General features: G+C 67.9%; 22 protein-coding genes and 1 riboswitch. Of the genes, 12 read left to right on the forward strand and 10 right to left on the reverse strand.

What is annotated here, in order from left to right:
• Positions 1-113 precede the first annotated feature (113 nt).
• Entirely contained in the window at positions 114-1,424 is a 1,311-nt protein-coding gene (locus ABE571_RS10255) for a D-amino acid dehydrogenase (protein ID WP_313211766.1), read from the forward strand.
• Positions 1,403-2,476, forward strand: coding sequence for an alanine racemase (gene alr, locus ABE571_RS10260; RefSeq protein WP_346493665.1), 1,074 nt, complete (start codon positions 1,403-1,405; stop codon positions 2,474-2,476). Before ABE571_RS10255 ends, alr begins: the two co-directional genes overlap by 22 nt.
• 75 nt (positions 2,477-2,551) lie before the next feature.
• Here the strand turns inward: alr and ABE571_RS10265 are convergent, their stop codons facing one another.
• Positions 2,552-3,118 (reverse strand): DUF3016 domain-containing protein, encoded by a 567-nt coding sequence (locus tag ABE571_RS10265; protein ID WP_313211768.1) that lies wholly within the window; start codon positions 3,116-3,118, stop codon positions 2,552-2,554.
• Between the two features lie 208 nt (positions 3,119-3,326).
• Between ABE571_RS10265 and ABE571_RS10270 the strand changes: the two genes are divergently transcribed.
• Positions 3,327-5,339 carry an ATP-binding protein gene (locus tag ABE571_RS10270; RefSeq protein WP_313220062.1) on the forward strand — a complete coding sequence of 671 codons (2,013 nt, stop codon included), beginning with the start codon at positions 3,327-3,329 and terminating at the stop codon, positions 5,337-5,339.
• A 65-nt stretch (positions 5,340-5,404) separates the two neighbouring features.
• Positions 5,405-5,695, forward strand: coding sequence for a DUF3247 family protein (locus tag ABE571_RS10275; protein ID WP_313211770.1), 291 nt, complete (start codon positions 5,405-5,407; stop codon positions 5,693-5,695).
• Positions 5,696-5,725: 30 nt separating this feature from the next.
• Here ABE571_RS10275 and ABE571_RS10280 read toward each other — a convergent pair whose 3' ends face one another.
• Complete coding sequence (locus ABE571_RS10280; protein ID WP_313211772.1) at positions 5,726-5,989, reverse strand: hypothetical protein; 264 nt, start codon at positions 5,987-5,989, stop codon at positions 5,726-5,728.
• Between the two features lie 142 nt (positions 5,990-6,131).
• Here ABE571_RS10280 and ABE571_RS10285 point away from each other — a divergent pair, with 142 nt between their 5' ends.
• From ABE571_RS10285 to ABE571_RS10295, 3 genes are read left to right on the forward strand one after another with little or no spacing between them, the layout of a single operon-like run.
• Positions 6,132-7,253 carry a class I SAM-dependent methyltransferase gene (locus ABE571_RS10285; RefSeq protein WP_152153033.1) on the forward strand — a complete coding sequence of 374 codons (1,122 nt, stop codon included), beginning with the start codon at positions 6,132-6,134 and terminating at the stop codon, positions 7,251-7,253.
• On the forward strand, positions 7,250-7,954 hold the full coding sequence (locus ABE571_RS10290) for a pseudouridine synthase (RefSeq protein WP_123731283.1): 705 nt from the start codon (positions 7,250-7,252) through the stop codon (positions 7,952-7,954). The genes ABE571_RS10285 and ABE571_RS10290 overlap by 4 nt, the downstream gene beginning before the upstream one ends.
• A complete protein-coding gene (locus ABE571_RS10295; protein ID WP_313213068.1) occupies positions 7,951-8,643 on the forward strand; it encodes an HAD family phosphatase in 693 nt (230 codons plus the stop codon). Before ABE571_RS10290 ends, ABE571_RS10295 begins: the two co-directional genes overlap by 4 nt.
• A gap of 76 nt (positions 8,644-8,719) precedes the next feature.
• Here the strand turns inward: ABE571_RS10295 and fabB are convergent, their stop codons facing one another.
• Together fabB and fabA are read right to left on the reverse strand one after the other, a co-directional pair.
• Positions 8,720-9,928, reverse strand: coding sequence for a beta-ketoacyl-ACP synthase I (gene fabB, locus ABE571_RS10300; RefSeq protein WP_282263386.1), 1,209 nt, complete (start codon positions 9,926-9,928; stop codon positions 8,720-8,722).
• A complete protein-coding gene (gene fabA, locus ABE571_RS10305) occupies positions 9,928-10,443 on the reverse strand; it encodes a 3-hydroxyacyl-[acyl-carrier-protein] dehydratase FabA (RefSeq protein WP_070471641.1) in 516 nt (171 codons plus the stop codon). Before fabA ends, fabB begins: the two co-directional genes overlap by 1 nt.
• A 231-nt stretch (positions 10,444-10,674) precedes the next feature.
• Here fabA and dinB point away from each other — a divergent pair, with 231 nt between their 5' ends.
• Positions 10,675-11,757 (forward strand): DNA polymerase IV, encoded by a 1,083-nt coding sequence (gene dinB, locus ABE571_RS10310; RefSeq protein ID WP_346481385.1) that lies wholly within the window; start codon positions 10,675-10,677, stop codon positions 11,755-11,757.
• Between the two features lie 255 nt (positions 11,758-12,012).
• Here dinB and ABE571_RS10315 read toward each other — a convergent pair whose 3' ends face one another.
• Both ABE571_RS10315 and ABE571_RS10320 read right to left on the reverse strand, forming a co-directional pair.
• Complete coding sequence (locus ABE571_RS10315; RefSeq protein ID WP_346493727.1) at positions 12,013-12,927, reverse strand: MBL fold metallo-hydrolase; 915 nt, start codon at positions 12,925-12,927, stop codon at positions 12,013-12,015.
• A gap of 224 nt (positions 12,928-13,151) precedes the next feature.
• Entirely contained in the window at positions 13,152-13,790 is a 639-nt protein-coding gene (locus ABE571_RS10320; RefSeq protein ID WP_313212104.1) for an NAD(P)H-binding protein, read from the reverse strand.
• A 96-nt stretch (positions 13,791-13,886) separates the two neighbouring features.
• Between ABE571_RS10320 and ABE571_RS10325 the strand changes: the two genes are divergently transcribed.
• Together ABE571_RS10325 and gph are read left to right on the forward strand one after the other, a co-directional pair.
• Positions 13,887-14,789 carry a LysR family transcriptional regulator gene (locus tag ABE571_RS10325; protein WP_313220057.1) on the forward strand — a complete coding sequence of 301 codons (903 nt, stop codon included), beginning with the start codon at positions 13,887-13,889 and terminating at the stop codon, positions 14,787-14,789.
• A 191-nt stretch (positions 14,790-14,980) separates the two neighbouring features.
• Positions 14,981-15,631 carry a phosphoglycolate phosphatase gene (gene gph, locus ABE571_RS10330; RefSeq protein WP_313220137.1) on the forward strand — a complete coding sequence of 217 codons (651 nt, stop codon included), beginning with the start codon at positions 14,981-14,983 and terminating at the stop codon, positions 15,629-15,631.
• 76 nt (positions 15,632-15,707) lie between these two features.
• Here the strand turns inward: gph and btuB are convergent, their stop codons facing one another.
• The gene (gene btuB, locus ABE571_RS10335; protein ID WP_346493666.1) at positions 15,708-17,549 is read right to left on the reverse strand and encodes a TonB-dependent vitamin B12 receptor; all 1,842 of its coding nucleotides are present in this window, start codon (positions 17,547-17,549) and stop codon (positions 15,708-15,710) included.
• A 123-nt stretch (positions 17,550-17,672) separates the two neighbouring features.
• Positions 17,673-17,904, reverse strand: a riboswitch (cobalamin riboswitch).
• A 152-nt stretch (positions 17,905-18,056) separates the two neighbouring features.
• On the opposite strand from btuB, the gene ABE571_RS10340 reads away from it, so the two are divergent.
• Positions 18,057-18,635 carry a histidine phosphatase family protein gene (locus ABE571_RS10340; RefSeq protein WP_313220055.1) on the forward strand — a complete coding sequence of 193 codons (579 nt, stop codon included), beginning with the start codon at positions 18,057-18,059 and terminating at the stop codon, positions 18,633-18,635.
• Positions 18,636-18,672: 37 nt separating this feature from the next.
• Here the strand turns inward: ABE571_RS10340 and ABE571_RS10345 are convergent, their stop codons facing one another.
• Both ABE571_RS10345 and ABE571_RS10350 read right to left on the reverse strand, forming a co-directional pair.
• The gene (locus tag ABE571_RS10345) at positions 18,673-19,044 is read right to left on the reverse strand and encodes a TfoX/Sxy family protein (RefSeq protein WP_346493667.1); all 372 of its coding nucleotides are present in this window, start codon (positions 19,042-19,044) and stop codon (positions 18,673-18,675) included.
• Positions 19,041-19,523, reverse strand: a complete 483-nt coding sequence (locus ABE571_RS10350) for a GAF domain-containing protein (protein ID WP_088432024.1) — start codon at positions 19,521-19,523, stop codon at positions 19,041-19,043. Before ABE571_RS10350 ends, ABE571_RS10345 begins: the two co-directional genes overlap by 4 nt.
• Before the next feature lie 119 nt (positions 19,524-19,642).
• On the opposite strand from ABE571_RS10350, the gene bioD reads away from it, so the two are divergent.
• Positions 19,643-20,326 carry a dethiobiotin synthase gene (gene bioD, locus ABE571_RS10355; RefSeq protein WP_313220053.1) on the forward strand — a complete coding sequence of 228 codons (684 nt, stop codon included), beginning with the start codon at positions 19,643-19,645 and terminating at the stop codon, positions 20,324-20,326.
• 3 nt (positions 20,327-20,329) lie between these two features.
• On the opposite strand, the gene ABE571_RS10360 is transcribed toward bioD, so the two are convergent.
• Entirely contained in the window at positions 20,330-21,760 is a 1,431-nt protein-coding gene (locus tag ABE571_RS10360; protein ID WP_346493668.1) for a PLP-dependent aminotransferase family protein, read from the reverse strand.
• Positions 21,761-21,839: the final 79 nt, after the last annotated feature.

The raw sequence follows: 21,839 nt of genomic DNA on the forward strand, positions 1-21,839 counted from the left end.
CCCTGCCTGATGCTGGAAAAACAGGCGAATTGCTTGGTTGCGGCTGACTATACTTCCTCAATTATGGTCCCGGCGTGCTCCTGCGCAGGGAATGATCGGGTTGGAGAGGTGTCATGCGCGTTCTAGTCCTTGGCAGCGGTGTGATCGGCACGACCAGTGCCTGGTACCTGCGGCAGGCCGGGTTTGAAGTCACGGTCGTCGACCGCCAGCCCGGTCCGGCGCTGGAAACCAGTTTCGCCAACGCAGGCCAGCTGTCGTTCGGCTATACCTCGCCGTGGGCAGCGCCCGGCGTGCCGCTCAAGGCCGTCAAGTGGCTGTTCGCCGAGCATGCGCCGCTGGCCATCCGCCCGGGCCTGGACTGGCACCAGTACCGCTGGCTGGCGCAGATGCTGCGCAACTGCACGCATGAGCGCTATGCGATCAACAAGGCGCGCATGGTGCGCATGTCCGAGTACAGCCGCGACTGCCTCAACGAGCTGCGCCGCGAGACCGGCATCGAGTTCGAAGGCCGCGACCTGGGCACCACCCAGTTGTTCCGCACCCAGCAGCAGCTGGACGCCTCGGCGCAGGACATCGAGGTGCTGGCCCAATACGGCGTGCCCTACGAGGTGCTTGATCGCGACGGCATCATCGCCCACGAACCGGCGCTGGCCGGCGTGGCCGACAAGCTGGTCGGCGCGCTGCGCCTGCCGCGCGACCAGACCGGCGATTGCCAGTTGTTCACCCGTCGCCTGGCGCAGATGTGCGTCGATGCCGGGGTGGAGTTCCGCTTCGACCAGGACATCGCCGGCCTGCAGAGCGAGGGCGACCGCATCACCGGTGTACGCATCGATGGCAAGCTGGAAACCGCCGATCACTACGTGGTCGCGCTGGGCAGCTATTCGCCGTCGCTGGTCGCACCGCTGGGCATGCAGCTGCCGGTGTACCCGCTCAAGGGCTACTCGCTGACGCTGCCGATCACCGACCCGGCGATGGCCCCGACCTCGACCATCCTGGATGAAAGCTACAAGGTGGCCGTGACCCGCTTTGACGACCGCATCCGCGTGGGTGGCATGGCCGAAGTGGGCGGGTTCGACCTGTCCCTCTCGCCGCGCCGCCGCGCCACGCTGGAGAAGGTGGTGCGCGATCTGTACCCGGAGGGCGGCGACCTGTCGCGCGCCGAGTTCTGGACCGGCCTGCGCCCGGCCACGCCGGACGGCACCCCGGTGGTCGGCGCCACGCCGTACCGCAACCTGTTCCTCAATACCGGCCACGGCACCCTGGGCTGGACCATGGCCTGCGGCTCCGGCCGCTACCTGGCCGACCTGATGGATGCCCGCCAGCCGCAGATCAGCACCGAAGGCCTGGATATTTTCCGCTACACCCACCATGCCGCGTCCGTCCGTCACCGTGAGTCGAGTTCATGCGCCCAGCCCGTGCGTTGATTGACCTGGACGCGCTGCGCAGCAATTACCGGCTGGCACGCGAACTGGGGGGCGGCAAGGCCGTTGCGGTGATCAAGGCCGATGCCTACGGGCACGGTGCGGTGCGCTGCGCCCGCGCGCTGCAGACCGAGGCCGATGCGTTCGGCGTGGCCTGCATCGAGGAAGCGCTGGAACTGCGGGCGGCCGGTATCACCGGCCCGATCCTGCTGTTGGAAGGCTTCTTCGATGCCGACGAACTGCCGCTGATCGTCGAGCACGACCTGTGGTTCGCGGTTGGCGCTCCGTGGCAGGTGGAGGCGGTGGCCGCGTTTCCGACCACCGCCACGCTCACCGTGTGGTTGAAGCTGGACAGTGGCATGCATCGCCTGGGCCTGTGGCCGGACGAGTTCCGCGCCGCGCACGCCACGCTCAGTGCGCTGGCGCATGTCGGGCCGATGGTGCTGATGACCCACATGGCGCGTGCCGACGAGCTGGACAGCCCGCGCACCCGCGAGCAGGCCGACGTCTTCGCGGCCGCCATCGAAGGCCTGGCCGGGCAGACCAGCCTGTGCAACTCGCCGGCGCTGCTGGGCTGGCCGGAGGTGCGCAGTGACTGGGTGCGCCCAGGCCTGATGCTGTACGGGATCAACCCGATGCCGGCGCACACGGCCCTGACCGAGCGCCTGCGCCCGGTGATGACCATGCGGTCGAAAATCTTTGCCGTGCGCGACATCGCGGTCGGCGAGCCGGTCGGCTATGGCGCGCGCTTCGTCGCGCAGCGGCCGACCCGGGTGGGCGTCGTGGCCCTCGGCTATGCCGATGGCTACCCGCAGTTCGCGCCGAACGGCACCCCGGTGCGCATCGATGGACAGCCCGGCATCGTGATCGGTCGGGTCTCGATGGACATGCTCACCGTGGATCTGACCCACCTGCCGCAGGCCGGCATCGGCAGCACGGTGACGCTGTGGGGCGATGCGCCGCGCATCGAGGCCCTGGCGCCGCTGTGCGGGGTCAGTGCCTACCAGCTGCCGTGTGGCGTGAAGCGGGTGGTGCGCGAGTACGCTGACGGCTGAGCCGCCACCGGCGACGCCGGGTGCATGAAAAAGGCGGCGCTGGTGCGCCGCCTTCGTCCTGTCAGAGCCAACGGATCAGGTATTGGCCGTGGCCTCATTGCGCAGATCGCGCCGGATCCAATCATCCAGCAGGCGCTTCTCGTAGCGCAGCGGGTCGGTGTCGCTCTGACGCCCGATGTTGTGCAGGTAGCCGGTGTCCTGCAGCTTGCGCTCACCTTCGCCGATCACCTGTCCCTGGGCATCCTTCAGGGTGTAGGTCAGGGTCACGCGCGGGGGGTAGATATCGCGCATCACCCGGATGTCGTTGGCGCGCGGGCCGTGCCACGGCTCGTAATCGCCGGCGCGCTTGATGTCGGTGAAGGTCACCTCCAGCGTCTGGCCGGGCTGCAGTGCCTTGCTGGCGGTGGTCTGCACGTATTTGGCCAGCTGCTGTACCCAGTCACCGCGTTCGGCTTCAAAGCGGTTGTTGCTCAGCCGGATCTCGGTGAACTGGGCCGGGTCGGTCCACATCACCTGGACCGGACCCTCCGCCTTGAGCGCGCGCGGGGCCTGCGGGTCGGTCACGGTGCGTGGGGCGGCGGAGGCACTGCCGATGAGCAGCAGGCCGGCCAGGGCGCCGGCGATCAGGGATGTGCGGTTCATGACAACTCCTGGGGCGCGATCACAAGGGGGATCAGGCACCCAGTGTGATCCTGATCCGGGTGAGGGACAATCCACGCGTGTATGCTCCGGCACTGCGGTTGGCGCCAATTCACCCAGGCCGCCCCCGACCCTCGGCGCTTGACGCTGCGAATACGCGCGTTGGCCGATCCTGTCCTCCTCTGTTTCGCCAGTTGCCTCATTGACGCCCTTGCCCAGCCTGCCCACCTCGACGTTGGAACGCGCCTCCTTCCTGGCTTCATCGCCGGATCCGGCCCTGTATCGCACGGTACTTGAACGCCTGAATGCGGGGTTCTGCATCATCGAAGTGATCTTCGACGATGCCGGGGTGGGTGTGGACTACCGGTTTGTCGAGGTCAACGAGGCGTTTTCACGCAATACCGGGCTGAGCAACGTCTGCGGACAGCGGATGAGCAGCCTGCAACCCGGCCATGAATCCGACTGGTACCGCACCTATGGCGAGGTGGCGCGTAGCGGGCAGGCACGGCAGTTCGAGATGGAAGCGCGCGCGCTGAACCGGTGGTACTCGGTGGAAGCGGTCAGCGTGGGCGAGCCGGACGAGCCTCTGGTGGCCGTGGTGTTCTTCGACATCACCAACCGCAAGCACATCGAGGTGGAGCTGGCCGAAAGCGAGGCGCGCTTCAGCGCGCTGGCCGATGGCCTGCCGATGCCGGTCTGGGTGCTGGATGAGCGCGGCCATTCGCGCTTCGTCAACAGTGCCTTCAGCGAGTTTTTTGGAGGCGATGAGCAGCGCGTGCCGGATGATGTCTGGCGTGGCCTGGTGCATCCCGATGATGCTTCGGTGTTCGATTACGAACTGCAGGAGGCGCTGAAATCGCAGCGCTCCATGCATGCACTGGTGCGCGGCCGTCGCGCCGATGGCCAATGGCGCTGGCTGGAAATGAACGCCCGGCCGCGCTTCTCGCGCATGGGCCGTTTCATCGGTCTGGCGGGCAGCAGTCCGGATGTGACCGAGCGCCGCGAGATCGAAATGGCGCGCGAGGAACTGCTGCAGTCCGAACGTGCGGCGCGCAGCGCGGCCGAGAACATGGCGCGGCTGAAGGATGAATTCCTGGCCACGCTCTCGCACGAGCTGCGTACCCCGCTGACCACCATCCTGGGCTGGAGCGAACTGCTGCTGCAGCGCATCGACAACACCAGCCCCATGTACAAGGGCCTGGGCGTGATCGCCAACAGTGCGATGGCGCAGAAGCGGTTGATCTCGGACATGCTGGACCTCAGCAGCATGCTGCTGGGCAAAGTGCAGCTGGAAGTGGAAATGCTGGATCTGCGTGCGCAGCTGGAAGAGGCGATGCGCGCGCAGGAGCTGGTCGCCGAAGGCAAAGCGTTGTCGATGGAGCTGGTGATGCCCGACGAGCCCTGTCTGGTGCTCGGCGATGCCACCCGCCTGCAGCAGGTGCTGTGGAACCTGCTTTCCAACGCGATCAAATTCACCCCGGCCGAGGGGCGCGTGGTGCTGACCCTGGCTGCGGACGGCGGGCACTGGTCGATCAGCGTCACCGATTCCGGCGACGGCATCGCGCCGGAGTTCCTGCGTCATCTGTTCAGCCGGTTCCGCCAGGCGGACGGCACGACCACGCGCCGGCATGGCGGCCTGGGCCTGGGCCTGGCGATCGTGCAGCAGCTGGTGGAGCTGCATGGCGGTGCGGTGGCAGCCAGCAGCGACGGCCATGGCCACGGGGCCACCTTCAACGTGCGCCTGCCGCGCTACCAGCCGCAGGCCGACGGTCGTCCGCTGCGCGAAGTGTTCAGCGGCCCGATCACCGAGCAGATCATCGAGCCGTACCCACTCAAAGGCCTGCACCTGTTGGCTGTGGAAGATCAGCCCGAAGTACTGGAGTATCTCCGGCGGCTGCTGGAAGAGCAGGGCGCCTCGGTCACCACGGCGTCCTCGGCCGGCGAAGCGCTGGCACTGCTCAACGAGAAAGGCCATGACGACATCGATGCGCTGCTGACCGATATCGGCATGCCCGGGATGGACGGTTACGGGCTGGTGCGCACCCTGCGCGACAACATGGGCGTCGAGCCGGAGGCACTGCCTGCGGTCGCGGTGACGGCGCTGGCACGTGCGGACGACCGCAAGCGTGCGTTGGCGTCGGGCTTCCAGGAGCATGTGGCCAAGCCGTATTCGGTCGCGCAGCTGGTAGCCGCTGTACGCGGTGTCCTGGGCGGCACGCGCTGAGTCCTGCGTTGGCGGCGTGTTGACGCCGCCGCGGGCACACTGGGGCGCACGCCACAGGAGTTGCCATGTCCCGCTACGCCCCCCGCATCCATACCGATCCGGCCGCCATCGCGGCGCTGGAAGCCCTGCTGCCACAGCTGCACGGCCAGACCCAGGTCGAACTCACGCTTGAGGATGGCAGCCGCCTGCTGGGCACCGTCGCGGTGCAGCCGACGCTGCAGCAATACCGCGACGCCGAAGAGAACGAAGGCAGCAATGGCCAGCTGCGGTTGGACGATCTGGATACCCCGGTCCAGCAGCACGTGGTGTGGCTGGACCAGATCAAGGCCATCCGGCAGCTGCCCTACCGCGAGTGATCGCGGCGGGCAGGTGCGGGTGGGCAGGGTTCAGTGGGTGAATTCGCTGGGCTCGGCCTCGAAGCGGCGCGCGTAGGCCCGTTCATCGGCGATCCGGGCCACCTCGTCATCGGCCAGGTCCGGGGCGCCATAGACCGCGTAGGCCACGCTGCCATCGGCGGTCTTGCCGACCTGGTGCAGGCGGTAGCGGGAATGGCCGCCGCCGGTGTCTTCGGGGTAATGCACCGGTGGCTGGCTGCCCTCCATGTCCATCTCGCTGTTGTCGACTACGCCACCGACGAACAATGCACGCATGAGCCATCTCCACGGGAAGTGAGGCTCCACCCTGCCGGTTTGGATGTTGTCAGGGCATCAACAGGACGTTGAATAAACGCAAATCCGGGTGGGGCGGGGCGAACCGGTAGAATGGCGGCCTCTTTTCAAGATGTGCCCCCGCATGGCTGCCCAGCACGACGCTCCCCTGGAAACCCTGTTCCTGCCCTTCGCCAGTGGCGCACTGTCCTGGCCGGCCGGCCCCGTGCTGTTCCTGCGCGCCCGCGATGGCGCACCGCTGCGCGAGCATGCCCAGCCGGCGCAGCTGGTCTGCGAGCAGAGCTTCCGCCCGTTCGCCGACGCCCTGGAAGCCAGTGGCTGGACCGTGCGTGACGAGCAGCAGCTGGCCGGCGATGCCACCCGCTACGCCGTGGTGCTGGTGCTGCCGCCGCGCCAGCGCGAGGAAGCCAAGGCCCTGTTCGCCCGTGCGCTGGCCCTGACCGCCCCGGGTGGCATCGTGGTGGCCTGCCAGCACAACAACGAAGGCGCGCGCTCCGGCGAAGGCGACCTGCAGCAGTTGGCCGGCCTCGGCGGCAAGCTGACCAAGAACCACTGCCGTGCCTACTGGACGGCGCCGCTCAACGGCCAGCACGACGCTGCGCTCGCGCAGCGCTGGGCCACCCTGGACGCGCCGCGCGCGATCCTTGGCGGCCGCTTCCAGAGCCGCCCGGGCATCTTCGCCTGGGACCGCATCGACCCGGCTTCCGCGCTGCTGGTCGAGCAGCTGCCGGCCGATCTGGCTGGGCGTGGGGCCGATCTGGGCGCCGGCTTCGGCTATCTCTCGGCCGAAGTGCTGGCGCGCTGCCCGAACGTGACCGCGCTGGACCTGTACGAGGCCGAAGGCCGCGCGCTGGCGCTGGCCCGCGAGAACCTCGCCGCGCTCGGCAAGCCGGCGGCGCTGGCCTATCACTGGCAGGACGTCACCGCCGGGATCGAGGGCGAGTACGACTTCATCGTGACCAACCCGCCGTTCCACACCCCGTCGCGCGCGGATCGCCCCGACATCGGCCAGCGCTTCATCGCCGTGGCCGCACAGGCGCTGCGCCCGGGCGGCCGGATGTGGCTGGTGGCCAACCGCCACCTGCCGTACGAGCAGATCCTCAATGAGAGCTTCGGCCAGGTCCGCGTGGCTGCCGAGCGCGATGGCTTCAAGCTGATCGAAGCGACCAAGGCCAGCAAGAGCGCCACGCCGGTTCGCACGCCGCGCAGCACCGAGCCGAAGTGGGGCCGCGGAGGCCGCGCATGAAGCTGGTCAAGCTGTTGGCCAACCTGGGCTATGGCAGCCGCAAGCAGGTGCAGGGGATGTTCCGCGCCGGCCTGATCACCGATGCCGAGGGCGAGGTGCTGTACGCCGATGACGCGGTCGCGCATGAGGCGATCCGGGTCGAGGGCGAGCCGCTGGACCCGCCGCAGGGGCTGACCCTGCTGCTGCACAAGCCGCGCGGCTACACCTGTTCGACCAAGGACAAGGGCCGGCTGATCTACGACCTGCTGCCGCCGCGTTACCGCGACCGCGCGCCGGTGCTGTCCTCGGTGGGCCGCCTGGACCGCGACACCAGCGGCATGCTGCTGATGACCGACGACGGCGCGCTGCTGCACCGGATCGTGTCGCCGAAGTCGCGCCTGGACAAGGCCTACGAGGTCACCCTCGCCGAAGATCTGCGCGGCGATGAAACCGCGCGTTTCGCCAGCGGCGGCCTGCTGTTGGAATCGGATGACAAGCCGCTGCTGCCGGCCGAGCTGCACGTGAACGGTCCGCGCCAGGCGCAGCTGGTCCTGCACGAGGGCCGTTACCACCAGGCCCGCCGGATGTTCGCGGCCGTTGGCAACCACGTCGAGGCGCTGCACCGCAGCCGCATCGGTGGGCTCTCGCTGGGCGAGCTGCCTGAAGGTGAGTGGCGCATGCTGGATGCGGCCGATCTCGAGACGCTGTTCAACGTCCCATGACGGCCTTCGCCGCGCTGCCGTTCCTGCCCGACGCCGTCATCTTCGACATGGACGGCCTGATGATCGACAGCGAGCGCGTCTCCATCGCGTGCTGGTCGCAGGCCGCGCAGGAACTGGCACTGCCCTTCCCGGAGGGATTCTGGCTGCGCATGGTGGGCCTGGGCGACCGCGATTGCGAACGCCTGCTGCTGCAGACGGTGAATGCCGAGCAGGTCGCCGCGCTGTTCGCGCGCTGCCACGACCTGTACGAAGCGCGCACGCAGCAGGGGCTGCCGCTGCGCCCCGGCATCCTGGAGATCCTGCAGCTGCTGCACGATCACGGCGTTCCGCGTGCGGTGGCGACCTCCACCCGCCAGCCGCGTGCCTCGCGCAAGCTGGCAGCGGCCGGGCTGCTGCCGTTCTTCGAGGTGGTGGTGACCAGCAGCGATGTGTCGCATCCCAAGCCTGCCCCGGACATCTACCTGCTGGCCGCGCAGAAGCTGGGCAAGGACCCGGCGCGCTGCCTGGCGCTGGAAGACTCCCCGGCCGGTATCCGCGCGGCAGTGGGGGCGGGCATGACGGCGATCCAGGTGCCGGACCTGGTGCATCCGGATGAGGAACTGCGTGCGCTGGGGCATCGCATCGTGGATTCGCTGCTGGACGCACGGCAGTTGTTGGTGCCGCTGCTGCCGGTGACCGGCGCCCGGTAACCAACGGCGTTGCCCGTCTGGACCACGAAAAAGCCCGGCACATGGCCGGGCTTTTTCATGCGGACACAGGCTGCCGTCAGAGGCGGCTGAACACCAGCGCCGCATTCGTGCCGCCAAAGCCGAAGCTGTTGGACATCACGGTGTTCAGCTGTGCCGGCTGCGTCTCGCGCACGATCGGGAAGCCTTCCACCAGCGGGTCCAGCTCGCCGATGTTGGCCGAACCGGCGATGAAGCCATCGCGCATCATCAGCAGGCAGTAGATCGCTTCATGCACGCTTGCCGCACCCAGCGAGTGGCCCGACAGCGCCTTGGTCGAGGACAGCGGCGGGATGCTCTCGCCGAACACTTCGCGCACGGCCTTCAACTCGGTGACGTCGCCCAGCGGGGTCGAGGTGCCATGCGTGTTGAGGTAGTCGATCGGGGCGGTGATGTGCTCCATCGCCATGTTCATGCAGCGCACCGCGCCTTCACCGGACGGGGCGACCATGTCGGCACCGTCGGAGGTGACGCCGTAACCGACCAGCTCGGCATAGATGCGTGCGCCACGGGCCACGGCGTGGTCGTAGTCTTCCAGCACCAGCATGCCGCCGCCGCCGGCGATGACGAAGCCGTCGCGGTCCTTGTCGTACGGGCGCGAGGCCGAGGCCGGCGTGTCGTTGAAGCGGGTCGACAGGGCGCCCATCGCATCGAACATCACGCTCATCGACCAGTGCAGGTCTTCACCGCCACCGGCGAACATCACGTCCTGCGCGCCATGACGGATCAGATCCGCAGCGGCGCCGATGCAATGCGCGGAGGTGGCGCAGGCGGCCGACAGCGAGTAGCTCAGGCCCTTGATCTGGAACGCGGTGGCCAGGCAGGCCGACACGGTCGAGCACATCGTGCGCGGCACCATGTACGGGCCGACCTTGCGCACGCCACGGGCGCGCAGGATGTCGGCCGATTCCACCTGCCACTGGCTGGAGCCGCCGCCGGAGCCGGCGATCAGGCCGGTCCGCGGGTTGGCGACCTGCGCCTCGTCCAGGCCGGCATCGGCGATCGCATCGCGCATGGCGATGTACGCATACGCCGAGGCATCGCTCATGAAGCGCTTCACCTTGCGGTCGATCTGCGCATCCAGGTCGAGCTCGATGTTGCCGCCGACATGGCTGCGCAGGCCGGCTTCGGCATGATCGGGCAGGTGGCGGATGCCGGCGCGGCCTTCACGCAGTGCGGAGGACACGGTGTCCAGATCGTTGCCCAGGCACGAAGTGATGCCCATTCCGGTAATGACGACGCGACGCATCAGAAGTTCTCAGTGGAAGTGAACAGACCTACACGCAGGTCTTTGGCAGAGTAGATTTCGCGACCGTCCACCAGCATGCGGGCGTCGGACTGTGCCATCACCAGCTTGCGGTTGATGACGCGCGAGATATCGATTTCGTAGGTGACGCGCTTGGCGCTCGGCAGTACCTGGCCGGTGAACTTGACTTCGCCGCAGCCCAGGGCACGGCCACGGCCGGGCGCGCCGATCCAGGTCAGGAAGAAGCCGGTCAGCTGCCACATGGCATCCAGGCCAAGGCAACCGGGCATGACCGGGTCGCCGAGGAAGTGGCAGTCGAAGAACCACAGGTCAGGGCGGATATCCAGTTCCGCGCGTACCATGCCTTTGCCATGGGGACCGCCGTCCTCGCGGATATCGGTGATGCGATCGAACATCAGCATCGGATCATTGGGCAGGCGGCCGCTGCCCGGGCCGAACAGTTCACCGCGGGCGCTGGCCAGCAGCTGGTCGCGCGAGAACGCGTTGAGACGAGTCATGGAAAACGCAATCCTGAGGAAGTTGTCATCGGGGTGAGCCGACCACAGGTCGACTGCTCTTGCATGAAGCAAGTGCTCAAGAGTGCATGAGAAAAAGTGATTCAATCAAACGTTTTAACCGTACGCCGCCGTAGTGTTTTCAGGTTCAAAAACGCATGTTGTTGTTATCCAACAACCATACTGCGGCGTGTGGCTGTAATCTTGTTCATCTGAATCCGAGTGCCAACGCCCGTGTCCCGCCCCCGCAAGATCATTCACGTCGACATGGATGCGTTTTACGCGTCCGTGGAGCAGCGTGACGACCCTTCGTTGCGGGGCAAACCGGTGGTGGTGGCGTGGCGGGGCATGCGTTCGGTGGTGTGCGCAGCCTCGTACGAGGCGCGTGTGTTTGGCGTGCGTTCGGCGATGCCTGCGCTGCGCGCGGAGCGGCTGTGTCCGGAGGCGGTGTTCGTGCCGCCGGATTTCGCCCGCTACAAGGCGGTGTCACGCCAGGTACGCGAGATTTTCCTGCGGCATACGGATCTGGTGGAGCCGTTGTCGCTGGATGAGGCGTATCTGGATGTGACCGAGCACAAAGGCGGGATGACGGTGGCGACGGAGATCGCGCAGATCATCCGCGCGCAGATCCGCGAAGAGACGCAGCTGACCGCCTCGGCGGGGATCGCGCCGAACAAGTTCCTGGCGAAGATCGCCTCGGATTGGCGCAAGCCGGATGGGCAGTTCGTGGTGCCGCCGCATCGTATCGAGCAGTTTCTGACGCCGCTGCCGGTGAGTCGTGTGCCGGGCGTGGGCAAGGTGATGGCGGCGAAGCTGGCCGAGCTGGGGGTGGCGACGGTGGGTGATCTGCGTGCGCTGCCGCTGGAGGAACTGGAGGCGCGGTTCGGGACGTTCGGCGGACGGTTGTTCAATCGGGCGCGCGGCGTGGATGAGCGCCCGGTGGAACCGGATCAGCCGGTGCAGTCGATTTCGTCGGAGGATACGTTCGCCGAGGATCTGTTGTTGGAGGATCTGGCGCCGGCGATCGTGCAGTTGGCGGAGAAGACCTGGCTGGCGACGCGCAAGACGGACCGGGTGGGACATACGGTGGTGTTGAAGTTGAAGACGTCGCAGTTCCGGATCATTACGCGGAGTTTTACGCCGGAGTCGCCGCCGGATTCGTTGGAGGAACTGCGCGATATTGCGTTGGGGCTGCGGGCACGGGTGGAGTTGCCGTTGGAGACGCGGTATCGGTTGGTGGGGGTGGGGTTGGGGGGCTTCCGGGAGCGGGAGGTGGTGCGCCAGCCGGGGTTGTTTGATCACCTGGGTGATGGCTGACGGTTTTTCTGTTTGCGGTGACGGCAACGGCTGAGGCGCTGGGGTCCGGGTGATGAGGGTTTGGGACGACGCGGGTGGGGTATCGGGACCCGCTGCAAGTACGTCCCTGTAAGCTCGTGTGTTGCCATCCATGGCAACACACGGTCCCGATACCCCACCCGCGTCGTCCCCCCAACACTGGGTCGGTGCGCAGAGGGGAAACGCGTCGTGCGTTTCGAGATTCGCGAATGACGTCTGGTTTCTACGGATGCGTCATTACGGCCACTGCATTTCACCCTTGGCGACCTTCGCGCTCAGTTCCAGTGAGCTCTCGCCCGCCAGATTTGGATAGCGTTTTTTCATCGCGGCAATCAGTACGTTGGCGTCTTTGCTGCGTGCGGTTTCTTCGTCGAACGCGCGGATGTAGTCGGCGGTGAAATCCACTGCGCTGATGTCGAGGGGGGCATCGGCTGCGTAATGGCCGGGGATGACGCGGGTGGGCTTCAGCGCCTTGATGGTTGCCAGTGTCTGCAGCCAGTGGGCGTGCGATTGGGCGCTCTGGGTGTCGGCCATCCAGACGTGTTCGCCGGCGACGACCGGGATTCCGCCTAGGACGGTGTGGAGGGTGGGAATCCACATGACGGTGCGGTCCGGGGTGGGGCCGGTGAGGCCGATGATCTTGATCGGTTGGCCTTCGAGGGTGAGGGTGTCGCCGTCCAGTGGGGTGGGGATGACGATGCGGCTGGGCTTGGCTGCGCCCATCTGCGGGCCCCAGTAGGCGAGTTTGGCGGCCTGGGTGGCATTGATGTGGGCGACGGTGGAGGGGGTGGCGAGGATGCGGGCGTCGGGGAAGGCGTCCTGCAGCGTGGCCAGGCCGAAGTAGTAGTCGGGGTCGCCGTGGCTGATGTAGATCGTGGTCAGCCGTTTGCCGGAATCGCGGATACGCTGGACGAGTTGCGCGGCATCGGTGGCGGCGAACTGGGCGTCGACCAGGATCGCGTCGTGGCGGCCGGTGATCAGGGTGGACGCGACCGAAAACAGCGCCTTGTCGCCGGGGTGGTAGGGCTGCACCTGCAGCGCGTGGGCTTCGGCGGTCGCCGCAGCGGCGTGGCTGATGGCCGGTGGGCTCATGGCGAGCGCGGTACCGAGCGTCAACGCCAGGGCCAGGGTCGTGCGGGAAACGTTCTGCATTTCAAGAAGTCCTGTGCAGCGCGGCCCCGGCATCACACCGGGGCGGGACGGCCCCGACATGGCACCGGGGGGAACGGCCCCGACATGACACCGGGGGGGGGACGGCCCCGACATGACACCGGGGGGGGACGGCCCCGACATGACACCGGGGGGAACGGCCCCGACATGACACCGGGGCCGGTAGAGCCGACCGTTGGTCGGCTGCGTCCAGATCGGCGGCCTGGTCAGTACGCAACCGTGGCGATCTGCCGCACGTATTGCGGGGTTTCGATTTCGCTGACGAAGGCGTCGGCGTAGTCGGCGTAGCTGATCCGGCTGTGGCCGTCATCGCCGACCAGGAAGTTCTTCGCCTGGGTGCGGAAGCCGCCGCGCTGCGGGCCGGGGCCGATTTCGGCGGCGGGGGAGTAGAACGTCCAGTCGAGGTCGTCGACGGCGCGGAGCTGCTTGAGCGTCTCGCGGGCGGCAAGGGCGACCGGCTTGTAGGCGTCCGGGAAGCCCTCGGTGTCCACCAGCTGCACACCGGGGGCGACTTCCAGGCTGCCGGCGCCACCGACCATGATGAAGCGGGGAACGCCGGCCTGGCGCGCCGCGGCGACCAGGGCGGCACTGGTCGTGGTCACCGTGGTGGGGGCATCGCCCGGGCGCGGGCCGAAGGCGCTGGCCAGTACGTCATGGCCGGCGATCACAGCGGCCAGGGCATCGATGTCGTCCAGCGCGGCCACGGCCAGCTGGGCGCCGTCCAGTTCCGCCGGGAGGTCAGTCTCACGGCGGACGATGGCGGTGACCTGGTGGCCGCGGGCGAGGGCCTGGCGGGTGATTTCACGGCCGATGTTGCCGGTGGCACCAACGAGAGCGATTTTCATGGGGGACGTCCGTTGAGGAAGGAAGGCCAGCGTATGCCTCTGGAATCGAACGAAAAACCGCGTATAACGGCCTAATTTGTTGCACGGATCGATCAAATGGACCGGATGACTGCCATGAACGTGTTCGTCGAGGTGGCCGAGCGTGGCAGCCTGACCGCTGCGGCCGAGGCGCTGGAGATGTCGCGGGCGATGGTGACGCGCTATCTGGCCGAGGTGGAGCGCTGGCTGGGGGCGCGTCTGCTGCACCGGACCACGCGCCGGATCAGCCTGACGGGGCCGGGAGAAGCGGCGCTGCTGCGCTTCCGGCAGATGCTGGCGATCGGCGATGAGCTGCGCGGGGAGCTGGCCACGGACAATCCCGAGCCGCATGGCCTGCTGCGGGTCACCGCGAGCGTGTCGTTCGGGCAGAACCATCTGGCGGCGGCGGTGGCCGAGTTCGTCAAACGGCATCCGCTCACACGCGTTGAACTGCTGCTGGTGGATCGGGTGGTCAACCTGGTGGAGGAGCGCGTGGACATCGCCGTGCGCATCTCGCGCGCGATCGACCCGAGCCTGATCGCGCGTCCGCTGGGGCAGTGCCGCTCGGTGCTGTGCGCGGCGCCGTCGTACCTCGCAGAGCGCGGTACGCCGACCACCGCCGACGCACTGGCCACGCACAACTGTCTGACGCACCACTACGTCGGCAAGAGCGTGTGGCATCTGCAACGCGACGGACGGAAGATCGCGGTGGCGGTGGGGGGCAACATCAGTGCAAACGAAGCGTCGTTGCTGCTGGAAGCGGTGCGTGCCGGTGCGGGCATCGCGATGCTGCCGATGTATCAGATCGCACCGCTGCTGCACGCGGGGGAACTGGTCGCCGTACTGCCGGACCATGAAGTCGAACTGCTGGGCCTGTACGCGGTGTACGCCTCACGCCGGCAGCTGCCGACGATCATGCGCAGCTTCCTGGATTTCCTGGTGGAACGCTTTGCCAGCCCGGCGTTCCTGGCGCAGCTGTAAACGCGGCCCCGGTAGAGCCGACCGTTGGTCGGCTGCACTTGATCCGGCAACCGCCCATCAGCACGCCGTGCACCCGCAACCGCAGCGGGCGCGTGCAGCCGACCAACGGTCGGCTCTACCCGGGCGTGCATCGGCATCACACACGCACCTCCGTACAATGGCGCTTCCCTGCTGTGGAAGTGAGCATTGTCTTGTCGTATCCGTATCCGTTGGTGGTGTTCGATCTGGATGGCACGCTGGTGGACAGCGCGGCCGATATCGCCGAAGCGCTCAACCGCACGCTGCAGGACTGGCAGTTGCCGCGCGTGCCGGAGGCGACGGTGTTGACGTGGATCGGTGATGGCGTGCGGCGGCTCGTTGAGCAGGCGTTTACCGCGGCCGGCAGCGATATCGATCTGGACGAGGTAATGCCCGGTTTCATGCGCCACTACGAGGCGTGCCTGTTACGCAGCCCGCGCCTGTTTGATGGCGTGGCCGAAACGTTGGCTGCCTTGCGCAAGCGTTCGGTGACGCTGGCGATCTGCACCAACAAGCCGTCCGCACTGGTGGCGCCGCTGCTGCAGCACTTCGGTCTGCAGGACGTGTTCGCACTGGTGCTGGGCGGGGATTCCTTGCCGGAGCGCAAGCCCAGTGGTGCGCCGTTGCGGCATATCGCCGCGCAGTTCGAGGTGGCCGTCGAGGCCGCCTTGATGGTGGGTGATTCGATCACCGATTACCGCGCTGCCGTGGATGCCGGGATGCCGGTGGCGCTGGTGCGCTATGGGTATCCGCGTGGGCTGGATCTGGACAACGTCGAGGCGGTTGCCGTGGTGGATGATCTGCGGGAATTGTTGGCGTTGTAAGGCCTTCGGGCGTGTGCCGACCAACGGTCGGCACCTGCCGAGGCCGGGACGGCGGCGGTGCCGCCGCCCCGCGCGCTTATTTCGGCTGGTAACGCACGCTCAGTCGATACTCGCGGCCAGGCTGGTTGTACCAGGCGACGGTTTCGTACTCGCGGTCGAAGACGTTGCTGACCCGGCCCAGTACGGACCAATCGCGGGTCAGGGCGTATTCCAGGCGCAGGTCCACGGTGCCGTAGCCCCCCAGGCGCACCGTGTTCGCTGCATCGTCGTAACGCTTGCCGGCGCCGTTGACGGTGAGGCCGGCGCGGACATCACCCACGCGACGATCGACGTCCAGGCGTGCGGTGTTCTGTGCGCGGCGGGCCAGCCAGTTGTCGAACTGTGCGCTGCCGTCGGTGCGGTTGCGCGGGTCGGTGTGGCTGAGCTGTGCGTTGAGGTCGAACCCGGCGACGGTGATCGCACCGGTCAACTCGGCGCCGCGGATGCGGGCTTTCTCGACCTGCGACATCATGAAGGTGGTCGCGTCGTAAGTGATCAGGTCATCGATGCGCGTTTCGTATACGTCCAGGCCCCAGCGCCAGCCATCACCCTGCTGGGCGATGCCGATGTTGGCGCTCTTGGATTTCTCCGGATCCAGGGTCGGCACGCCGCTCCACGGGTCGTAAAGGTCGCTGAAGGTCGGGGCCTTGAACGCGGTGCCGTAGCTGGCGTTGAGGCGGAACCCGCGGCCCAGCTCCAGGCCCCAGCCGAGGCTGCCGGTGGTGTGGTTGCCAAACTGTTCGTTATCGTCGTTGCGCACGCTGGCCTGCAGGTGGTGCGCGCCGAAACGGCCCTGGTACTGCACGAACACGCCGGTGTTGTCGCGGCTGTCGACCAGGTAGCCGGCGCTGCTGCCGTCCAGGTTGTCCTGGCTCCAGTCCACACCGGCGCTCAGCAGCTGGCCGTCAGCGATGCCGATGTCGGCCTGCACCGAGGCACTGTCGCGGTGGGTCTGTGCATTGCCCAGCCAGGTATCCCCGTTGAAGTTGTCCGATTCGTTGTCGGCGCGGCCGACGTTGACCGTCAGGTTGAAGCGCTCGCCCGGCGTGTAGCGCAGCTTGCCGCCGAGTACCTGCTGCAGCGTTTCGGAGTAGTTGTAGTAGCCGTCGTAATGGTTCTCGCCTTCGGCGCGCAGTGCGGTGCCTTCCAGGCTCAACGTGTCCGTCAACGCATAGCCGCCGCGCAGGCTCATGGACAGGTTGCGGTAGCCATCGCGGTCGGGCTCGTCGGCGCCGCAGCCAGCGAAGGGCGACACCGAGCCACGGCAGGCGTTGATGCCATCGGTGTGCTGGTAGGCGATGTCGGTGCCGAACCAGCCACGCTCACCGCTGCCGCCGAAGCCACCGCTGGCCTCGCGCAGGCCGTTGCTGCCACCGCCGAGCTGCAGGTGCGGCGCGAACTGGCCAGCGTTGCGGCGGGTGAAGATCTGGATCACGCCACCGATCGCATCGGCGCCGTACAGGCTGGACTGCGGGCCACGCACGATTTCGATGCGCTCGATCTGCGCCAGCGGCAGGTCCTGGATCATGGCCAGGCCGAGGTCGCCGGTGTTGATGCGCACGCCATCGACCAGCATCAGGGTGTGGGCCGAGTTGGTGCCGCGCAGGAACAGCGAGCTCTGCTTGCCCAGGCCGCCGCTGTTGTTGAGGTTGATGCCGGCACGGCCGCGCAGCAGGTCCTGCAGCGACGGCGCCTGGCTGCGCTCGATCTCGGCGCGGTCGATCACCTGCGCCGGGGAGATGCTGTCCTGCAGGGCGATCGGGGTACGCGTGGCGGTGACCAGCACCTGGTCCAGCGCGGTGGCCTCGTCCTGTGCGGAGGCCACCAGGGGCAGGGCCGACAGCACGGCCAGGGAAAGAACGCGGGTTTGCAGCTTCATCGATGACTCCATGCACCGCGCACGCCCGCGCGGCAAGGGGTGGGGATGATCGCGCTGCAGGGAGGTTCGACGGTGGGCGGGCGCGCGCAGGCGCCTGCTTGCCGCCGCCATGCCCGCCGCATCGCAACCAGTCGTCTTCCAGGCCGGTCTCCGGGCTCGCGGGCCGATGGGGTGCCATCGTGCCAGGCGCCTTCCCATGCCGGAGCACAGTGGCGTGTTGCCTGGTGTTTCCACGCTTACCGTTGCGGGGGCAGCGCCGGAGTGGCGGCGTGGCACAGGGCCTGACGCGTCACCGGCTTCCCGTTTCAACCTGGCGGCATTGCAGCCCCGGGTCACCTGAAAGTGGGCGCAGTCTAAGCCATCGGCCGGGCCCATGGAGCGCACCGGTTAGAATGCGCCTCGCTTTTTCGATGTGATCTCCATGACCCCAACGTGGTTGCAGCACCCCGGCACCGACGCCCGTGACCCGCACTGGCCGGCCGCAGCGGGCAGCAGACGGGGCCGGGCATGATCCTCGATCTGATCCGCCACGCCAGTACCGGCCGCGACGATCATCTTGATGGCCGCACTGATCCAGCGCTGCACGAGGGCGCAACCGACGCCCTGTGCGCGCGCTACGCCGGGCTGCCCTGGCAGCGTGTGCTGTCCTCGCCGCGGCAGCGGGCGCTGTTGAGCGCCGAGGCATTGGCCTTGCCCCACGCGGTGGACGTGGAGGTCGATGAGGAATGGGAAGAACTGGATTTCGGCGACTGGGACGGGCTCGCGCTGGAGGCGCTGCCGATGGATGCGCTGTCAGCCTTCCATCTGGACCCGCATGCCAATCCACCGCCGCATGGCGAAAGCTGGGGCCACTTCGAACGCCGCATCGCGCGCGGCCTGCATCGGTTGCTGGATGAGCCCGAGCCGGTCCCGACCCTGATCGTCAGCCATGGCGGACCGCTGCGGATGGTGCTGTCGCAGGTGTGCGGCCTGCCGATGGCGATGTGCTGGGCGCTGCGCATCGATCACGGCACGCGGCTGCGCCTGCGCGTGGAGCGCGAGGACGACCGGCTGTGGGGCGAACTGCTGGAGCTGCAGCAGGTATGAGGCGCGCGGCTACCGACGGTGCGTGGGTAGCCGTGGATCAGCGGTTGTCGTCGTCGATCTCGAACGGCGGCGCTTCATCGCCGTCATCATCGCGATGCTCCACGGTGCGGTCGTAGACCGGACCGGAGGCAGGCGGCGCCTTCTTCAGCGGCTGGTCGGCGATGATCGCTTCGTACTCGGACACCAGCACGGTGCGGCGCGCTTCCGGCAGTTCCTGCCAATGGCAGTCCTGCAGCGCACCTTCCAGTGAGTAGAGCAGGTTCAAGCTGGGTTTGAAGCCGGCGCGGCGCACCTTGACGAAGGCACCGACCGCACCGACCGCCACCAGGTCTTCCGGCGTACGCAGACCGACCTGGCGCAGCCATGCTGCGCTCTTCGGGCCGATGTTGCGCAGCTTGGCGGCACTCATCCCAGTGCCTCGACGAACACCGCGGCGATGGCTTCCAGCCCGGCCTGGTCCTCGGCATCGAAGCGCGCCAGCGAGGGGCTGTCCAGATCGAACACGCCGACCAGGTCACCGTTGTGGACCAGCGGCACGACCAGTTCCGAGCGCGAGGCCGAGTCGCACGCGATGTGACCCGGGAATGCATCGACGTCTTCGATGCGCTGGGTCACCCGCTGCGAAGCCGCGGCGCCACACACACCCTTGTCGAGTGGAATGCGCACGCAGGCGGGCAGGCCCTGGAACGGGCCGACGACCAGCTCCTTGCCATCGAAGAAGTAGAAGCCGACCCAGTTCAGGTGCGGCAGGGCGTGGTAGACCAGCGCCGACAGGTTGGCCGCATTGGCGATGCGGTCGCGCTCGCCGTGCACCAGGGCGCGGGCCTGGGCCAGCAGCTGGCCGTACTGTTCCGGCTTGCTGCCGGTGAGCGTGGAGGTATCGAACATGGCCGCAGTCTACCAAGCGCGGCGGTTGGTTGCCCCCGGGGCCGGCGGAACGCAGCGGACCGCGCCGCAGCGCTGCCGGGACGGCGGATAATGGCGCGTTTCCGCTCCCGGTCGTCTCCATGTCCCTGCCTGCGCCGCGCCCTGCCGCCCTGTTCGTCACCGGTACCGACACCGGCATCGGCAAGACCTTCAGCAGCTGTGTGCTGCTGCATGCCCTGCGCCGCCACGGCGGCACCGCAGTGGGCATGAAGCCGGTCGCCAGTGGCTGCGAGCGCACGCCCGAGGGCCTGCGCAACGAGGATGCCACGGCCCTGCGGGCCGCCAGCAGGCCGATGCCCGCGTATGACGACCTCAACCCGTTCGCGCTCGAGCAGCCACTGGCCCCGGAGATCGCCGCGGCAGAGGCTGGCGTGCAACTGTCGCTGGCGCCGATCGAGGCCGCCTTCGCGCGCCTGCGCGCCAGCGCGGACACGGTGGTGGTCGAGGGCGTCGGTGGCTGGCTGGCGCCGCTGTCGGCCACGCTGGACCAGAGTGATCTGGTGGACGCGCTGGCGCTGCCGGTGGTGATGGTGGTCGGGCTGCGGCTGGGCTGCCTCAACCATGCGCGGCTGACCGCCGAGGCGATCGCCGCCCGTGGCGCGCGCTGCATCGGCTGGATCGCCAATGAGGTGGACCCGGGCATGGCGCGCCGCGACGAGAACGTCGCACTGCTCACCGCGCGGCTGCCGATGCCGTGCTGGGGGCGCCTGCCGTATGCGCCGGGTGCGGACCCGGCCCGCCTGGCGGACCGGCTGGTGTTCTGAGCGTCAGCCGCCTGCGCGCACCTGCAGCGCGCTGGCGAGCCGGCCGACCGTGGCAATCGCGCCGGCGAAGCGCTCGTCCAGTTCCTGGCAGCACGACAGGCGCAGGCAATGCCGGTAGCGGGCACCGCGCGAGTACACCCGGCCGGGCATGAACACCACGCCCTCGGCCAAGGCCTGCTCGAACAGCTCCCCGGCATCGATCGCCGGGGGCAGCTCCACCCACAGAAGGAACCCACCGGTCGGCTGGGTGGCCGACGTGCCGGGCGGGAAGTGCTGCGCGATCAGGCCACGCACGTGGCTGACCTGGTCGCTGTAGAGCCGACGCAACCCCCGCAGATGATGTTCGTAGTTGCCGGCTTCCAGGAACGCGGCAACCGCGTCCCCGAGCAGGCGTGATTCGGCGCCGGAAGAATGAAACTTCAGCAGCTGGATATCGGCAGCGAAGCGGCCACCGTCGAGCCAGCCGATGCGGTAGTCCGGTGCGAGCGTTTTGGAGAAGCCGCTGCAGACCATGATCCAGCCATCGCGGTCAAAGCTCTTGGCCAACGGCTCCAGGGGCTCCTTGAACTGCAGTTCGGCGTAGACCGCGTCTTCGATCAACGGCACCTGGTAATGGTTCACCAGCTCGGCCAGGCGCTGCTTGTTCGGCACGGGCATGCTGCCGCCGAGTGGATTGTGCACGGTCGGCATGGCCATGATCGCGGCGATGCCGCCGGCGGCGAGCAGCGCTTCCAGTGCCTCCAGATCGAGGCCGTCCCTCGGATGGGTGGGCAGCTCGATCGCGCGCAGGCCCAGGCTGCGCAGCAGCGGGTAGATGTTGAAATACGAGGGCGCTTCGATCGCGACCGCATCGCCGGGTTGGGTCACCACGCGCAGCGCCAGCTGCAGGGCTTCCATCGCGCCATGGGTGAGCACCAGCCGGTCGGTGGTGGTGTGCAGCCCCAGTCGTGGCCCTCGCTGCACGATCTGCGTCAACAGCCGTGCCGCGCCGTTGGGGCGTGCGTAGGTCTCCACCGTGGTGGCGGCCCGGCGCAGTACCTGCGCGGTGATGCGGGCCAGCTGCGCACCGGGATAGAAGCGCTTGCCGCGCGGCCCGGCGAAGGCCAGGTCGACGATGCCCGGTTGCTGCTGTGCGGCCAGCACGCGCGCCATCATCGCCTGCTGTGCCGGTGCGGTGGGCGGAGACGGCGCCTGCCGCAGCGACTGCGTCGGTTCGGGCAGGCGCGGGCTGACCACGAAGCCGGCCTTGGGCCGCGGCAGCACCAGCCCGGCATCCTCCAGTTGCCGATACGCGGCGATCACCGTGTTGAGGCTGAGGCTGCGCTGTGTCGCCAGGCCGCGCAGCGACGGCAGCCGGGTGCCGACCGGCAAGCGTCCACTGCGGATCGCGTCGGCCATTTCAGCGGCCAGGGACTGGTAGAGGTTGGTCGCCATCGGCATCTGCATCCACAGGTATCTGTAACCGTGCGGATGCCAGTCATCTGCATCTGTATCCGCCTCGGGACGCAGCCTA

Origin of the sequence: Stenotrophomonas sp. TWI273 (genome assembly GCF_039674765.1) — a bacterium.
GTDB lineage: Bacteria > Pseudomonadota > Gammaproteobacteria > Xanthomonadales > Xanthomonadaceae > Stenotrophomonas.

Coding starts and splice junctions, on each gene's coding strand:
- ABE571_RS10255 (WP_313211766.1), top strand. CDS start 114: ATGCGCGTTCTAGTCCTTGGCAGCGGTGTGATCGGCACGACCAGTGCC.
- alr (WP_346493665.1), top strand. CDS start 1,403: ATGCGCCCAGCCCGTGCGTTGATTGACCTGGACGCGCTGCGCAGCAAT.
- ABE571_RS10265 (WP_313211768.1), bottom strand. CDS start 3,118: ATGAACCGCACATCCCTGATCGCCGGCGCCCTGGCCGGCCTGCTGCTC.
- ABE571_RS10275 (WP_313211770.1), top strand. CDS start 5,405: ATGTCCCGCTACGCCCCCCGCATCCATACCGATCCGGCCGCCATCGCG.
- ABE571_RS10280 (WP_313211772.1), bottom strand. CDS start 5,989: ATGCGTGCATTGTTCGTCGGTGGCGTAGTCGACAACAGCGAGATGGAC.
- ABE571_RS10285 (WP_152153033.1), top strand. CDS start 6,132: ATGGCTGCCCAGCACGACGCTCCCCTGGAAACCCTGTTCCTGCCCTTC.
- ABE571_RS10290 (WP_123731283.1), top strand. CDS start 7,250: ATGAAGCTGGTCAAGCTGTTGGCCAACCTGGGCTATGGCAGCCGCAAG.
- ABE571_RS10295 (WP_313213068.1), top strand. CDS start 7,951: ATGACGGCCTTCGCCGCGCTGCCGTTCCTGCCCGACGCCGTCATCTTC.
- fabB (WP_282263386.1), bottom strand. CDS start 9,928: ATGCGTCGCGTCGTCATTACCGGAATGGGCATCACTTCGTGCCTGGGC.
- fabA (WP_070471641.1), bottom strand. CDS start 10,443: ATGACTCGTCTCAACGCGTTCTCGCGCGACCAGCTGCTGGCCAGCGCC.
- ABE571_RS10315 (WP_346493727.1), bottom strand. CDS start 12,927: ATGCAGAACGTTTCCCGCACGACCCTGGCCCTGGCGTTGACGCTCGGT.
- ABE571_RS10320 (WP_313212104.1), bottom strand. CDS start 13,790: ATGAAAATCGCTCTCGTTGGTGCCACCGGCAACATCGGCCGTGAAATC.
- ABE571_RS10325 (WP_313220057.1), top strand. CDS start 13,887: ATGGACCGGATGACTGCCATGAACGTGTTCGTCGAGGTGGCCGAGCGT.
- btuB (WP_346493666.1), bottom strand. CDS start 17,549: ATGAAGCTGCAAACCCGCGTTCTTTCCCTGGCCGTGCTGTCGGCCCTG.
- ABE571_RS10340 (WP_313220055.1), top strand. CDS start 18,057: ATGATCCTCGATCTGATCCGCCACGCCAGTACCGGCCGCGACGATCAT.
- ABE571_RS10345 (WP_346493667.1), bottom strand. CDS start 19,044: ATGAGTGCCGCCAAGCTGCGCAACATCGGCCCGAAGAGCGCAGCATGG.
- ABE571_RS10350 (WP_088432024.1), bottom strand. CDS start 19,523: ATGTTCGATACCTCCACGCTCACCGGCAGCAAGCCGGAACAGTACGGC.
- bioD (WP_313220053.1), top strand. CDS start 19,643: ATGTCCCTGCCTGCGCCGCGCCCTGCCGCCCTGTTCGTCACCGGTACC.
- ABE571_RS10360 (WP_346493668.1), bottom strand. CDS start 21,760: ATGGCGACCAACCTCTACCAGTCCCTGGCCGCTGAAATGGCCGACGCG.